We start from the raw sequence: 13,406 nt of genomic DNA, 5'->3' as shown, positions 1-13,406 counted from the left end.
GACCTACTGAGATCACCGATGCTCTTCGACCCGGCGCACACAGCGCAGTACCACCCGGACGAGGCGCACATAGCCCTGAGGAGTTCCCCCATGAACGGAGGCAACCGCGGTGTACGCGGCGCCCTCGCAGCGGTCGGCCTGGCAGCGGCCGTCGCATTGACGATCACCGGCTGCAGCCCGGCGAAGCCCGCGCCGACCGACGAGGGCACGGCCGGAGGCGCGCTCGTCATCGGCGTCACGAGCGACCCCGACACGCTCTTCCCCTGGAAGGCCACCCAGTTCCAGGCCGTCAACGTGCTGCAGAACCTCTACGGCACCCTGACCGAGTTCGACGCCGACCTCAACGTCGTGCCCGGCCTCGCCGAGTCGTGGGAGGCGTCGGAGGACGGCCTCACCGTGACCTTCACGCTGCGCGAAGGCGTCACCTTCGCCGACGGTTCGACCTTCGGCTCCGAAGACGTGAAGTTCTCGCTCGAGGCCATCCAGGCCGAGGCGACCGCCGCCGTCTCGCGCACCTCGCTCGCGTCGGTCGCCGCCATCGAGGCGCCCGACGAGCAGACCGTCGTGCTCACGCTCACCGCCCCCGACGCCGCCCTGCCGGCGAACCTCGCCGTCATCAACATGGCGATGCTCTCGTCGGACGACACCGAGGCCGAACTCAACACGACGCCGAACGGCACCGGGCCGTTCGTGCTCGAGGACCGCAAGGCCAGCCAGTCGCTGACGCTCGCCAAGAACGACGCCTACTGGGGCGACGCCGCGAAGCTCGACACCGTCGAGTTCCGCGTCATCCCCGACGAGTCCTCGATCGTCTCGGCCATGCAGTCGGGCAACGTGCAGCTCGCCGTCTTCGACGACCCGCTCGTCGCGCAGACCGCCGAAAGCGGCACCGTCACCGTCGAGAAGACGCCCCAGCTCAGCTATCACGCACTGCAGCTGAACGCACGCCGCGGCGACCTCGCCGACGTCAACGTGCGCCTCGCGATCCAGTGCGCCGTCGACCGCCAGGAGGTGCTCGACACCGCCGCCCTCGGCGAGGGCGAGGTGACCGGCCCGATCACGTCGCCGGCGTACCGCTCCGATCCCGACGCCCGGCCCTGCCCCGAGCGCGACCTCGACCAGGCCGCGGAGTACCTCGACAAGGCCGGCAAGTCCGACGGCGTGACGATCAAGACGATCGTCTCGCAGGGCGAGTACGCGACGAGCGTCAACGAGGCGCAGAACCTGAAGGCGCAGCTGGCCGAGGCGAACATCACCCTCGAACTCGAGGTGCTCGAGTCGGGCGCCTTCGTCGACCGCTGGATCGCCGCCGACTTCGACGCGGCCGTTGCCCTGAACGGCGGACGCCCCGACCCCGACGGCATGTACGGCCGCTACTTCACGAGCACGGGCAACCTCAACCAGGTCGCCGGCTACAGCTCTCCCGAGCTCGACGCGCTGTTCGCCGAGGGCAAGCAGAGCTCCGACCCCGATGAGCGCAAGGACATCTACGCGCAGATCTCGGAGAACCTCGAAGACAACGCCGCGTGGGTCTGGCTCTTCACGAGCTACTCCTACACCGCTGCGTCGTCCGAGGTGCAGGGCTTCACGCCCATGGCCAACGGCTCGCTGCAGTACCTCCGCACCACGACGGTCAACTAAGACCCCGAACGGCGCGGCGTCCCCACACTCACGTCGCGCCGTTCGGCCCAACCCACGGAAGACCATGCTTCGACGACTCTTCAGGAACCCGGTGCTCCGGCGCATCCTCGCCGCACTGGCGACGCTGCTCGGCGTTGCGGTGTTCGTCTTCATCATGTTGCGGGCGATCCCCGGCAACCAGATCACGGCCGGCCTCGGCACCGAGGCCGCGGCCCTCACACCCGCCCAGCAGCAGCAGCTCGAGGCGTACTACGGTCTCGACCAGCCGCTCATCGTGCAGTTCTTCAGCTGGCTCGGCAACGTCTTCACCGGCAACCTCGGCTTCTCGGCGCGCGCGCAGCAGAGCGTGCTCGAGCTGACGGCGCAGTCGCTTCCCGTGACCATCGAGCTCGCGATCTTCTCGATCGTGCTCGCGCTCCTCATCGGCATCCCGCTCGGAATGCTGTCGGCGTCGAGGCCCGACTCTCCCCGTGATGCCTTCGGTCAGGTCGTCGGTCTCGCGGGGCTCTCGATCCCCGCCTTCCTGCTCGCGACGACCCTCCTCGCGGTGCTCGCCTCGAGCTTCGGGTTCAACCCCAACGGCGAGGGCTACGCCTACCTCGTCGACGACCCGTGGCTGAACCTGCAGCAGATGCTCCTGCCGTCGATCGTGCTCGGCTTCGGCATCGCGGCCCCCATCATGCGCACGACGCGCACGGCCGTGCTCGAGATCCGCTCGAACGACTTCATTCGCACGGCGAAGGCGAAGGGCGTTCCGCCCCGCCGGCTCCAGGCCAAGCACGTGCTCGGCAACGCGCTCGTACCCATCGTCACGATGACCGGCCTGCAGTTCGGCTACCTGCTCGGCGGCGCCGTCGTGGTCGAGCAGATCTTCTCGCTGCCGGGCATCGGCCGCCAGGTGCTGCTCGGCATCCAGCAGAAGGAGTACGCGCTCGTGCAGAGCACCGTGCTGATCATCGCGCTCTCGTTCGTGATCGTGAACCTGCTGACCGATGTGCTCTACCGCATGATCGACCCGAGGGTGCGTGCCGCATGACCGACATCACTCAGACCGCGACCCTCGCTCCGGGCGGCGGACGGACCATGGAGCGGGTGCGCCTGCTCCTCCGCAGCCGGAGCGGCCTCGTCGGCCTCATCATCGTCGTCCTGCTGGGCGTGCTCAGCCTGCTCTCGGCATTCGGCCTGCTGCCCTACGACCCGATCGCGCAGGATCCGCCGGCCCGGCTGCAGCCGCCGTCGGCCGAGCACTGGTTCGGCACCGACCAGTTCGGCCGCGACGTGTTCTCGCGCGTGGCGGCGGGTGTCGCCAACTCGGCCCTCATCTCGCTCGTCGCGGTGGCGTTCGCCACCCTCGTGGGCACGTTCTGCGGCCTCGTCGCCGGGTTCTACCGCGGCGTCTCCGACGGCGTTATCTCGGGCGTCACGAACGTGCTGTTCGCGTTCCCGCCGCTGCTCCTCGCGCTGTCGCTCGCGTCGGTCTTCGATCGCAACTGGTTCACGATCGCCGTGGCCATCGCGATCGTCTACGTGCCGATCTTCATCCGCGTGACCCGCGGGCCCGTGCTCTCGCTCCGCGAGATCGAGTACGTGAAGGCCGCGACGAGCACGGGGCAGAGCCGCTCGATGGTGATGTTCCGGCACGTGCTGCCCAACATCGCGTCGATCATCATCGTGCAGGTCACGCTCTCGCTCTCGTGGGCCGTGCTGACCGAGGCCTCGCTGAGCTTCCTCGGCCTCGGCACCCCGCCGCCGGCCCCGTCGCTCGGCTCCATGATCTTCGAGGCGCGCACCCTCATCGGCATCGCGCCGTGGACCATGATCGCGCCCGGCGCGGTCGTCGTCCTCCTCGTCGTGGGACTGAACCTGCTCGGTGACGGTCTCCGCGACGCACTCGACCCCAGAAACAGAGGAAAGAAATGACGCTCGACGACGACCTGGCGGATCTCGCCACCGAGGCGAGCAACCCGCGCTACGCCGAGCTCGACCGCATGAGCGTGGCGGAGATCGCCGCGGCCATGAACGAGGCCGACGCCACGGTCCCCGGCGCGGTCGAACGCGCCCTCCCGCAGATCGTTCCGGCGATCGAGGCGGCGAGCGAGCGGATGTCGCGTGGCGGGCGACTCGTCTACGTGGGCGCCGGCACCCCCGGTCGCATCGCCGTGGTCGACGCCTCGGAGTGCCCGCCGACGTTCAGCACGCCGCCCGAGCTGGTCTTCGCGATCATGGCGGGCGGCGCGTCGGCGATCGTCACCCCGACGGAGGGCGCTGAAGACGACGCCGACGCCGGTGCCGCCGCGATCGACGAGGCGAGGATCGGCCCGCTCGACACGGTCATCGGCATCGCGTCGAGCGGTCGCACGCCGTACGTGATCGCGGCCGTCGAACGGGCTCGCGAGCTCGGTGCCCTCACGGTGGGCCTCTCGTGCAACGTCGACACGGCGCTGAGCGCCGCCGCCGAGTTCCCGATCGAGGTGGCCGTCGGCCCCGAGGTGCTCACGGGCTCGACGCGGCTGAAGGCGGGCACGGCGCAGAAGCTCGTGCTCAACATGTTCTCGACGATCGTGATGGTGCGCCAGGGCAAGACCTACGGCAGCTTCATGGTCGACCTGAAGCCCACGAACCACAAGCTCCGCGACCGCGCGGTGCGGATGGTGGCCGAGATCGCCGGGGTGCCGCGCGAGCGGGCGGCCGCCACCCTCGATGGCAACGACTACGACGTGAAGACCTCGGTGCTCGTGCTCGCTCGCGGGCTCTCGCAGTCAGAGGCCGAGGCGCGCCTGGCTGCAGCAGGCGGCCGACTCCGGCCCGCGATGGAAGGTGCATGATGCGTGTTCTCGGCATGATCTCCGGCACCTCGCACGACGGCATCGACGTCGCCGTCGTCGAGTTCTCCGAGCGCGGCGGCGTGCTCTCGGGGCGTGTGCTCCACGACGCCACGACGTCGTACGCGCCCGCCCTGCGCGAGCGGCTGATCGCCGCCCTGCCGCCGGCGCGGACGACGCTCGCCGAGATCTGCGAGCTCGACACGCTCATCGGCCAGGCGTTCGCCGATGCGGCCCTCGCCGCTCGCGATGCGGTCGGCGGGGTCGACGCGGTCACCTCTCACGGGCAGACCGTCTACCACTGGGTCGACGGCGCGCACGCGCTCGGCACGCTGCAGATCGGCCAGCCTGCGTGGATCGCCGAACGGCTGGGAGTGCCCGTCGTCTCCGACGTGCGCATCCGCGACATCGTCGCCGGCGGTCATGGCGCACCGCTCGTCTCCTTCCTCGACGAGCTGCTGCTCCGCGGGCGTTCGGGTGTCTCGGCCGCACTGAACCTCGGCGGCATCTCCAACATGACCGTCGTCGGCGAGGGCTCGCTCGTCGCCTACGACATCGGTCCGGCGAACGCGCTCGTCGACGCGGTCGTCGTCGACGAGGCGCTGAACGACCTCGGCTACGACGACGATGCCCGAATCGCATCGGGCGGCACCGTCGACGACGAACTGCTCGCACTGCTCCTCGCCGACCCGTACTACGCGCTGACCGCGCCGAAGAGCACGGGCAAGGAGCACTTCCACCTCGCCTACGTGCGCGACGCCGAGGCGCGGCTCGGCCGTTCACTCGAGGTCGCCGACCTCGTGCGAACCCTCACCGAGCTCACGGTGCAGTCGGTCGCCCGCGACGTGCGTGCGGCCGGCATCGGCTTCCTGGCGGTCTCGGGCGGCGGATGCCGCAATCCGCTGATCCTCGACGGGCTGCGCGCGGCGCTTCCCGACGTCGAAGTGGTGCTCGCCGACGAGCTCGGAGCCCCGGCCGACAGCAAGGAGGCCATCGCCTTCGCCCTCATCGGCTGGTGCACCCTGCACGGCATTCCTGCCACCGTCCCCGGCGGCACCGGGGCCCGTGCCCCACGCATCCTCGGCACCATCACCCCGGGTGACGGGCCGCTCGTGCTGCCGAAGCCGGTCGACGGCCTCCGGTCGCTCGTGCTCGAGGAGGGTCGCTGAACCATGGCCGTGACGCTTCGCCCCGCGACGAGCGACGACCGCGACGCGATCGTCGCCGTCTTCCTCGCGTGCTGGCGTGAGAGCTACGTCGGCGTGCTGCCGGCTGCGGCGATCGAGGCGATGACGGATGACCGTGCGCAGGCGCTCTGGCGCCGGGTGCTCCTCTCCACCGAGGGCACGGTGCTCGTCGCCGAGCACGACGGCCTCGTGCAGGGCGTCGCCCGTTTCGCGCCCGGGCAGGAGGGCCGTGGCGGTGCGGTGCATTCGCTCTACGTCTCGCCCGACGCCAGGGGTCTCGGCCTCGGCACGCGCCTGCTCGATGCCGCGTTCGAGTCCCTCAGCGCCGGCGGCGCGGATTCCGTGGCGCTCTGGGTCTTCGCTGCGAACGCGCCGTCGATCGCGTTCTACCGGGGCCGTGGATGGCTGCCCGACGGTGGAATGCGCACGCAGGCGGAGTTCGGCGAGCCGGAGCTTCGACTCCGTCGTGGTGGACGGGGGCCGGCATGACCCGGCTCGTCGAACTCCGGGTGCACCGGGTGCCGAGCGCGCTCGTGCGCCCCTTCGTCACGGCGATCCGCCGCGCAGACGAGATCGACGTGATGCTCGTCGAGGCGGTCGACGGCGACGGGCGCAGCGGGTGGGGCGAGGCGCCCACGAGCTGGCGCGTGACCGGGGAGAGCCCCGAGAGCGTGCGGGCGGCGGTCGCAGGGCCGATCGCCGAGGCCGTGCTCGGCGTCCCGATCGCCGAGCAGGAGCGGTGGGCGGCCGCCATCGCCGCCGCGGTCGTCGGCAACCGCTCGGCGAGGAGCGCCGTGGAGTGCGCGCTGACCGACCTGGCCGCGCAGGTCGCCGGATGCCGCGTCGCCGACCTCTTCGGCGCCGAGCACGGCATCGCGCACGTGCGCACCGACATGACGCTCTCGGCGGGCTCCGTCGACGGACTCGTGGAACGCGCCCGTGCGCACGTCGACGACGGGTTCGGCTGCATCAAGGTCAAGGCGGCCGCTGAGGAGGCGGTCGTGCCGGCACTCGTGGCGCTGCGCGACGAACTCGGACCGGCGGTCGTGCTGCGCGTCGATGCGAACCAGGCGTGGACGCCCGGCGCCGCGATCCGGGTCATCCGCGAGGCCGAGGACGCGGGCGTGGGCCTCGAACTCGTCGAGCAGCCCGTGGCCGCCGCTGATCTCGACGGCCTCGCCGAGGTGACGGCCGCCGTCGACACTCCGATCCTCGCCGACGAGTCGGTGTGGACGAGCCTCGACCTGCGCCGCATCGTGCGCCGCCGCGCCGCCGACCTCGTCAACATCAAGCTCGCCAAGACCGGCGGACCCGCCGAGGCGTTGCGCCTCGCCGCCGAGGCTCGGGCCGCGGGCGTCGAGGTGCTCGTCGGCTGCATGATGGAGAGCGCCGTGGGCGTGGCCTCCGCCGCATCGCTCGCCGCCGCGATCCGCCCGGCAGCGGTGCACGACCTCGACGCCGGGCTGTGGCTGCGTACGTCCCCTGTCGACGGCGGGCTCGAGTATGCGGGCGATCGAGCCGTGCTCGCGGATGCTGCTGGTCTCGGGATCCTCGGGCTCGCAAGGCAGGTGGCCGCATGAGCTCCCACGAGATCCTCCTCGCCGCTGCCGAGGCGATCGTCGCGCCCGGCGTCGGGGCACCCGCCGGCTGCGTGATCGGCATCGACGTCGACGGAGCACGACACGTCGCCGCGGCCGGCCTCGCCGCGCCCGAGCGGCCCGTCGCCGGAGCGATGCGTCGCGGCACGGTGCACGATCTCGCCTCGGTGAGCAAGGTCGTCGGCACGACCACCGCGCTGCACCGTCTCGCCTCGATGGGCGAGCTCGGGTTCGACGACCTCGTCACGAGGTTCGTGCCGAGCTACGGGGGCGATGCCGAGACGAGCATCCGCGACCTCCTGCAGCACCGCGCCGGGCTCTGGGAGTGGCAGCCGCTCTACCTCGCCCCTGGCGACGACCCGCTCGCCACGATCGACGCGCTGCCGCTCCGGTACGCCGCGCGCAGCGAGCGGCACTACTCCGACCTCGGGTTCATGCACCTCGGCCGGGTCGTCGAGGCCGCGGCCGGACAGCCGCTCGACCTGGCCGTGCGCGAGCTCGTCGTGCGCCCGCTCGGCCTCAGCTCACTCGGCTACGGGCCCGTCGAGGTCGAGGCCGCGACGAGTTCCCGCGGAGACGAGGCCGAACGCCGCATGGTCGCCACGGGGCATCCGTACCCCGTCGCATGGAGCGATGCGGGCTTCGCCTGGCGCACCGCGCCCGTCAACGGCGAGGCCAACGACGGCAACTGCTTCCATGCCTTCGGCGGTGTCGCGGGGCATGCCGGGCTCTTCGGGTCCGTCGACGACGTGCTCGAGGTCGCCGCCGCGCTCAGCCGCGCCGATGAACGGCCCGAGCTCTGGAACCCCGACATCACGGCCGACGTCATCGCCGCCGGACCCGACGCCGAGCAGGCGCTCGGCTGGCGGCGTCGCGAACTCATCGTGCAGGGCGAGCGGATGCCGCTGCTCTGGCACCCCGGATTCACCGGCTGCGCCGTGGGCTTCGTGCCCGGGCGCGGCATCGCCGTGGCCTTCGCGAGCAACCGCCTGCTCGCGGCCGAGCCGGCACCCACCGACATCCTCTGGCGGCGCGTGCTCGACGCGCTCGCCTCGGCCCTCAGCACACAGGAGTGAACGCGACCATGACCACGAACGAACCGGTGCTCCGCATCAGCGGCCTCTCGATCGCCTTCCGCTCGGGCGGGGAGCTCGTCACCGCCGTCGACGACGTCTCGATCGACGTCGCGGCCGGCGAGACCGTCGCGATCGTGGGCGAGTCGGGCTCGGGCAAGTCGACCACCGCCGCCGCGATCAACCGGCTGCTGCCGGAGAACGGCGTCATCACCGCGGGCAGCATCCGCTTCGAGGGCCGGGAGATCACGGAACTCGGCGAGAACGAGCTCGTGAAGCTCCGCGGCGCGGGCATCGGCCTCGTACCGCAGGACCCGATGTCGAACCTCAATCCGCTCATGCGGGTCGGCGAGCAGATCGGCGAGGCGCTCGAGGTGCACGGGTACGGCACCGGCGACGCCGTGCGGGCCCGCGTGGTCGAACTGCTCGAGCTCGTCGGCATCCCCGACCCCGAGCAGCGCTCGCGGCAGTATCCGCACGAGTTCTCGGGCGGCATGCGCCAGCGCGCCCTCATCGCCATGGGTCTCGCGTGCCAGCCGCGACTGCTGATCGCCGACGAGCCGACGTCGGCCCTCGACGTCACGGTGCAGCGCCGCATCCTCGACCAGCTCGACCAGCTCACCGGCGAGATGGGCACCGCGGTCTTCCTCATCACGCACGACCTCGCGCTCGCCGCCGAGCGCGCCGACCGCATCGTCGTGATGTTCCGCGGCCGCATCGTCGAGACCGGCACGTCGCAGGAGGTGCTCGAGAATCCGCAGCACGACTACACGAAGCAGCTCCTCGCTGCCGCGCCGAGCCTCGCCTCGCGACGGGAGCCCCTGCCGATCCGCGGCGGCGAGGCCGACACCCGTCCGCTCGTCGAGGTCAGCGACCTCCGCAAGGAGTTCCACCTCCGGTCGCCCAAGGCGGGGGAGCCGACGACGTTCACCGCCGTCGACGGCGTGAGCTTCACGATCCCGCGCGGCAAGACGGTCTCGATCGTGGGGGAGTCGGGGTCGGGCAAGTCCACGACGGCGAACCTCGTGCTCGGGCTCGAGCAGATCACCTCGGGCCGCATCGCCTTCGACGGCACCGACCTGACGGCTCTGAAGCGCCGCGAGCTCTTCGCGTTCCGGCGCCGCGTGCAGCCCGTCTTCCAGAACCCGTACGCCTCGCTCGACCCGCGGTACACGGTCGAGGAGTCGATCGCCGAGCCGCTCAAGGTGCACCGCATCGGCAACGCCGCGAGCCGCCGCACGCGGGTCGCGCAGCTGCTCGAGCAGGTCGCCCTGCCGACGGCGATGTCCTCGCGCCTCCCGCACGAGCTCTCGGGCGGCCAGCGCCAGCGCGTCGCGATCGCCCGTGCCCTCGCCCTCGAGCCCGAGCTCGTGGTGCTCGACGAGGCCGTCTCGGCGCTCGACGTGCTCGTGCAGGCGCAGATCCTCGAACTGCTCGCCGGGCTGCAGGCCCGCCTCGGCCTCAGCTACCTCTTCATCAGCCACGACCTCGCGGTCGTGCGCATGATCTCCGACGAGGTGCACGTGATGCAGCGCGGCCGCATCGTCGAGAGCGGCACGCCCGAGCAGATCTTCGACGACCCGCAGGACCCGTACACCCGCGAACTCCTCGCGGCGATCCCCGGGGCGACCCTGGCGTCGTGAGTCATCGGGCGTCGGCTAGATCGGCGGGCGCCCGAACACGAGCGTGCGCAGCAGCACCTCGAGCGAGGCCTGCACACGTGCATCCGTCCACGACGCCGGGTCCTCGACGGCCTTGACCTCGTAGCCGCGGCAGTAGAGGTAGAGGATGTCGGCGATGTGCGCGGCCGTCTCGCGATCGACGGATGCCCCGTCGTGCTCGACGTGCTCGGCGCCGTCGAGGAACTTCTCGTACGTGGCATCCGTCACGCCTCGCACGACGCGGTAGGCGCGCTCGTTCGCGCCGTGCACGTCGGCGATGACCTCGATCCAGAGGCTGCGCAGCACGTTCTCCTCGGGGTCGGACGTGCACATCCACCGGGCGAGTGCGGCGAGCCGCTCGACGCCGACGAGCTCGCCGAGATGGTCGCGTCGCTCGGCATCCCACTGCGTGCGGGCGTGGTCGAGGGCATTGGCCATGAGGTGCGCGCGCGAGGGCACGAAGTTGGTGATGTACGCCGTCGAGCGGCCGAGGCGATCGGCGACGGCGCGCAGTGTCACGGCGCGGGTGCCGCGCTCGCGGGCGACCTCGACCGTCGCGCGGGCGATGTCGGCGAAGCGTTCATCGGCGTCGACGTCGATCGGCACGGCGACCTCCCTCTCTCTGCTGACAACTCTCGGTTGACAGCCTGCCACCACCGCGGGTACGTTTCAAAACATTGTTGTAAAACACGCCGATACTTCATCGATCTCACCGGAGAGGAACCCATGACCGCGAACGGCGGCGTCTCGTTCTGGCTGCAGCAGGTCGGCCTGCCGACGCCTCGTCCGGCGCTGCCCGGCGACCTCGACGTCGACGTCGACGTCGCGATCGTCGGCGCCGGCTACACCGGCCTCTGGGCGGCGTACTACCTGAAGCGCGACCAGCCCGACCTGCGCGTGGCCGTGCTCGAGCGGCGCTTCGCCGGGTACGGCGCTTCGGGCCGCAACGGCGGATGGCTCACCAACTCCGTCACCGGCGGACGCGAGCAGTACGTGAAGACGCACGGGCGCGAGGCCGCGATCGCACAACAGGTGGCGCTCAACGAGACCGTCGACGAGGTCATCGCCGTCGCCGGCGCCGAGGGGATCGACGCCGACCTGCACAAGGGCGGCGAGCTCGAGGTCGCGTACACGCCGGCCCAGTTCGCCCGCCTGAAGTCGTATGTCGCGGCCGAGCAGTCCTGGCCGGCGACCGACGTGCAGCTGCTCGACACGAAGGAGGCGACCGCTCGCGTCAACGTCGCCGGCATGCTCGGTGCCGCCTGGCATCCGCACTGTGCGCGCATCCACCCCGCGAAGCTCGCCCTCGGCCTCGCCGGAGCGGTCGAGCGCCTCGGGGTGACGATCTACGAGGGCACCACGGTCACCGAGATCCGTCCCGGCGAGGCTCGCACCGACCATGGCACCGTGCGCGCCGCCCACATCCTGCGTGCCACCGAGGGCTTCACGCCCGACCTGCGGGGCGAGCACCGCACGTGGTTGCCGATGAACTCGTCGCTCATCGTGACCGAGCCGCTCGCGGCATCCGTGTGGGACGAGATCGGCTGGAACGGCCGCGAGGTGCTCGGCGACATGGCCCACGTCTACATGTACGCGCAGCGCACCGCCGACGACCGCATCGCGTTCGGCGGCCGCGGCGTGCCGTACCGCTACGGCTCGCGCGTCGATCAGGACGGCCGCACCCAGCAGGCCACGATCGACAGTCTCGGCGCGCTGCTGGCTCGCTTCTTCCCCATGGCAGCGGATGCCGCGATCGACCACGCCTGGTCGGGAGTGCTCGGCGTTCCCCGCGACTGGGCGGCCACCGTCGGCCACGACCGCGCCACCGGCCTCGGCTGGGCGGGCGGCTACGTCGGCACCGGCGTGACCGCGACGAACCTCGCCGGCCGCACGTTGCGCGACCTCGTGCTCGGCCGCGACACCGCGCTCACCCGCCTGCCGTGGGTCGGGCACCGTGCCCGCAAGTGGGAGATCGAGCCGCTCCGCTGGCTGGCCGTGCAGGCCATCTACGGGGCGTATCACGCGGCCGACCGTTCCGAGCTGCGCGGCCGCGCGACCACCTCGCCGATCGCCCACCTCGCCGACCTCGTCGCAGGGCGCTGACCATGCAGCAGCAGCAGCAGCTTGCCGCTCCGACCGTCGCCGGACTCGGCCCGCTCGAGCGCGACCTCGGCGACCGTTCGCCGAAGGCCACCGCCGTGACCGACGGCGTGCTCGAGGCATCCGACTCGCTCTGGGCTCGTGCCGGTCTCGACGTCGGCTACTGGGAGTGCACGCCCGGCCGGTTCACGGCTACGCGTGACGGCTACACCGAGATCTGCCAGATCCTCTCGGGTCGCGTCTCGATCGAGGTCGACGGCGACGAGCCCGTCACGCTCGACGCCGGCGACACCCTCGTCATGCCGAGCGGATGGCGCGGGGTGTGGGTCGTGCACGAGACCGTGCGCAAGCTCTACGTGATCGTCGACGACGTCGCCACCGGGACGGGCGACGAGACGGCGTTGAGCGCGAGCAGCATCGCGCCATGAGCGGGTGAGTCGGCGCCGAGTTCGCTGGCAGTGACGCGACGACTCATCGACTCGTCGAGATGCAGGCGAAGCCTGCCGACTACGAGATCGCTGCTGCCCAGACCGCCGGTGAGGACGACGCGCGCCGGGTCGACGACCGCGACCACCGTCCGCACGGCGAACGCGAGCATCCGGGCGTACTCGTCGACCGCAGCGAACGCCGCAGGGTCGTGGCGTTCCGCGCGCGCGAGGATCTCGGGCACGCCGTGGTCGACGGGGCCGCCTGCGCGACGATATCCGGCGATGAGACCCCGGATCGACAGTCGGTCCTCGAGCACTCCTCCGCCGTCGAGTGGGATGTCGGCGATCTCGCCGGCCGCGCCGCGCGCACCGCGCACGAGCTCGCCGCGGTAGACGAGGCCGAGCCCGATGCCGGTGCCGGCGGCGATGACGGCGACCATGCTGTCACCGTGCCCGCCGACCTGCAGTTCCGCGAGGGCCGCCGCGATGAGGTCGTTCTCGACCGCGACGGGGATGCCGAATTCCAGCGCCAGCTGCCTGGCGAGGGGGAGGCCGTCGAGCGCGGCGACGTTCGGTACCTTGCTGACGATCCCGCTCAGCGGATCCACGGTGCCCGGAACGCCGATGCCGACGGCCGCTGCGGCGCCCTCCCCGAGCTCGACGACGAGACGCCGAACCTGCGCCAGGACATCCTGGGAGGTCGGCTCGGTCGCGTCGGCGAGTCGGCGGCATTCGGCATCCGCGACGATGGCGCGAACCTTCGTGCCGCCGATGTCGATACCGACGAATCTCGGAGTCGTGGCTCCGATGGGAGAGAACGTCATGAGGTCTTTATATCAAATAGAGAAAAAAGAATGAAGTCAGACTGGAAATCCCGCCGACCCGACAAATGTCGC

The 13,406-nt window shown here is 71.2% G+C and carries 13 protein-coding genes; 11 read left to right on the top strand and 2 right to left on the bottom strand.

Going from position 1 to position 13,406, the window contains the following annotated elements; translation table 11 throughout:
- Positions 1 to 90: 90 nt before the first annotated feature.
- From ESP57_RS06925 to ESP57_RS06885, 9 genes are all read left to right on the top strand, one after another.
- Positions 91 to 1,641: an ABC transporter substrate-binding protein gene (locus ESP57_RS06925; RefSeq protein WP_129231044.1), complete on the top strand. Its 1,551-nt coding sequence runs from the start codon at positions 91 to 93 to the stop codon at positions 1,639 to 1,641.
- Between the two features lie 64 nt (positions 1,642 to 1,705).
- Positions 1,706 to 2,677 carry an ABC transporter permease gene (locus ESP57_RS06920; protein ID WP_129231043.1) on the top strand — a complete coding sequence of 324 codons (972 nt, stop codon included), beginning with the start codon at positions 1,706 to 1,708 and terminating at the stop codon, positions 2,675 to 2,677.
- Positions 2,674 to 3,561 carry an ABC transporter permease gene (locus tag ESP57_RS06915; protein ID WP_129231042.1) on the top strand — a complete coding sequence of 296 codons (888 nt, stop codon included), beginning with the start codon at positions 2,674 to 2,676 and terminating at the stop codon, positions 3,559 to 3,561. Before ESP57_RS06920 ends, ESP57_RS06915 begins: the two co-directional genes overlap by 4 nt.
- Positions 3,558 to 4,466 carry an N-acetylmuramic acid 6-phosphate etherase gene (murQ, locus tag ESP57_RS06910; protein ID WP_129231041.1) on the top strand — a complete coding sequence of 303 codons (909 nt, stop codon included), beginning with the start codon at positions 3,558 to 3,560 and terminating at the stop codon, positions 4,464 to 4,466. Before ESP57_RS06915 ends, murQ begins: the two co-directional genes overlap by 4 nt.
- The gene (locus ESP57_RS06905) at positions 4,463 to 5,632 is read left to right on the top strand and encodes an anhydro-N-acetylmuramic acid kinase (RefSeq protein ID WP_243648438.1); all 1,170 of its coding nucleotides are present in this window, start codon (positions 4,463 to 4,465) and stop codon (positions 5,630 to 5,632) included. The genes murQ and ESP57_RS06905 overlap by 4 nt, the downstream gene beginning before the upstream one ends.
- Before the next feature lie 3 nt (positions 5,633 to 5,635).
- Positions 5,636 to 6,139, top strand: coding sequence for a GNAT family N-acetyltransferase (locus tag ESP57_RS06900; RefSeq protein WP_129231040.1), 504 nt, complete (start codon positions 5,636 to 5,638; stop codon positions 6,137 to 6,139).
- Positions 6,136 to 7,230 carry a mandelate racemase/muconate lactonizing enzyme family protein gene (locus ESP57_RS06895; protein WP_129231039.1) on the top strand — a complete coding sequence of 365 codons (1,095 nt, stop codon included), beginning with the start codon at positions 6,136 to 6,138 and terminating at the stop codon, positions 7,228 to 7,230. Before ESP57_RS06900 ends, ESP57_RS06895 begins: the two co-directional genes overlap by 4 nt.
- Positions 7,227 to 8,324 (top strand): serine hydrolase domain-containing protein, encoded by a 1,098-nt coding sequence (locus ESP57_RS06890; RefSeq protein WP_129231038.1) that lies wholly within the window; start codon positions 7,227 to 7,229, stop codon positions 8,322 to 8,324. The genes ESP57_RS06895 and ESP57_RS06890 overlap by 4 nt, the downstream gene beginning before the upstream one ends.
- A gap of 8 nt (positions 8,325 to 8,332) precedes the next feature.
- Complete coding sequence (locus ESP57_RS06885; RefSeq protein ID WP_115963477.1) at positions 8,333 to 9,964, top strand: ABC transporter ATP-binding protein; 1,632 nt, start codon at positions 8,333 to 8,335, stop codon at positions 9,962 to 9,964.
- A 15-nt stretch (positions 9,965 to 9,979) separates the two neighbouring features.
- Here the strand turns inward: ESP57_RS06885 and ESP57_RS06880 are convergent, their stop codons facing one another.
- Positions 9,980 to 10,588 (bottom strand): TetR/AcrR family transcriptional regulator, encoded by a 609-nt coding sequence (locus ESP57_RS06880; protein ID WP_115963312.1) that lies wholly within the window; start codon positions 10,586 to 10,588, stop codon positions 9,980 to 9,982.
- Between the two features lie 120 nt (positions 10,589 to 10,708).
- Between ESP57_RS06880 and ESP57_RS06875 the strand changes: the two genes are divergently transcribed.
- Together ESP57_RS06875 and ESP57_RS06870 are read left to right on the top strand one after the other, a co-directional pair.
- The gene (locus tag ESP57_RS06875) at positions 10,709 to 12,085 is read left to right on the top strand and encodes an NAD(P)/FAD-dependent oxidoreductase (RefSeq protein ID WP_129231037.1); all 1,377 of its coding nucleotides are present in this window, start codon (positions 10,709 to 10,711) and stop codon (positions 12,083 to 12,085) included.
- Positions 12,086 to 12,087: 2 nt separating this feature from the next.
- Positions 12,088 to 12,510, top strand: a complete 423-nt coding sequence (locus ESP57_RS06870; RefSeq protein ID WP_129231036.1) for a cupin domain-containing protein — start codon at positions 12,088 to 12,090, stop codon at positions 12,508 to 12,510.
- Here the strand turns inward: ESP57_RS06870 and ESP57_RS06865 are convergent.
- On the bottom strand, positions 12,435 to 13,334 hold the full coding sequence (locus ESP57_RS06865) for an ROK family protein (protein ID WP_056005136.1): 900 nt from the start codon (positions 13,332 to 13,334) through the stop codon (positions 12,435 to 12,437). The two genes, ESP57_RS06870 and ESP57_RS06865, sit on opposite strands and share 76 nt — an antisense overlap.
- Positions 13,335 to 13,406: the final 72 nt, after the last annotated feature.

Origin of the sequence: Agromyces fucosus (assembly GCF_004134865.1) — a bacterium.
Taxonomy (GTDB): domain Bacteria; phylum Actinomycetota; class Actinomycetes; order Actinomycetales; family Microbacteriaceae; genus Agromyces; species Agromyces fucosus.
Note: the sequence above shows the minus strand (reverse complement) of the source record. Positions and strands in the feature narration are given on the sequence as shown.

Bases quoted from the DNA above. Each gene is read 5' to 3' on its own strand.
- ESP57_RS06925 (WP_129231044.1), top strand. From the start codon at position 91: ATGAACGGAGGCAACCGCGGTGTACGCGGCGCCCTCGCAGCGGTCGGC.
- ESP57_RS06920 (WP_129231043.1), top strand. From the start codon at position 1,706: ATGCTTCGACGACTCTTCAGGAACCCGGTGCTCCGGCGCATCCTCGCC.
- ESP57_RS06915 (WP_129231042.1), top strand. From the start codon at position 2,674: ATGACCGACATCACTCAGACCGCGACCCTCGCTCCGGGCGGCGGACGG.
- murQ (WP_129231041.1), top strand. From the start codon at position 3,558: ATGACGCTCGACGACGACCTGGCGGATCTCGCCACCGAGGCGAGCAAC.
- ESP57_RS06905 (WP_243648438.1), top strand. From the start codon at position 4,463: ATGATGCGTGTTCTCGGCATGATCTCCGGCACCTCGCACGACGGCATC.
- ESP57_RS06900 (WP_129231040.1), top strand. From the start codon at position 5,636: ATGGCCGTGACGCTTCGCCCCGCGACGAGCGACGACCGCGACGCGATC.
- ESP57_RS06895 (WP_129231039.1), top strand. From the start codon at position 6,136: ATGACCCGGCTCGTCGAACTCCGGGTGCACCGGGTGCCGAGCGCGCTC.
- ESP57_RS06890 (WP_129231038.1), top strand. From the start codon at position 7,227: ATGAGCTCCCACGAGATCCTCCTCGCCGCTGCCGAGGCGATCGTCGCG.
- ESP57_RS06885 (WP_115963477.1), top strand. From the start codon at position 8,333: ATGACCACGAACGAACCGGTGCTCCGCATCAGCGGCCTCTCGATCGCC.
- ESP57_RS06875 (WP_129231037.1), top strand. From the start codon at position 10,709: ATGACCGCGAACGGCGGCGTCTCGTTCTGGCTGCAGCAGGTCGGCCTG.
- ESP57_RS06870 (WP_129231036.1), top strand. From the start codon at position 12,088: ATGCAGCAGCAGCAGCAGCTTGCCGCTCCGACCGTCGCCGGACTCGGC.
- ESP57_RS06865 (WP_056005136.1), bottom strand. From the start codon at position 13,334: ATGACGTTCTCTCCCATCGGAGCCACGACTCCGAGATTCGTCGGTATC.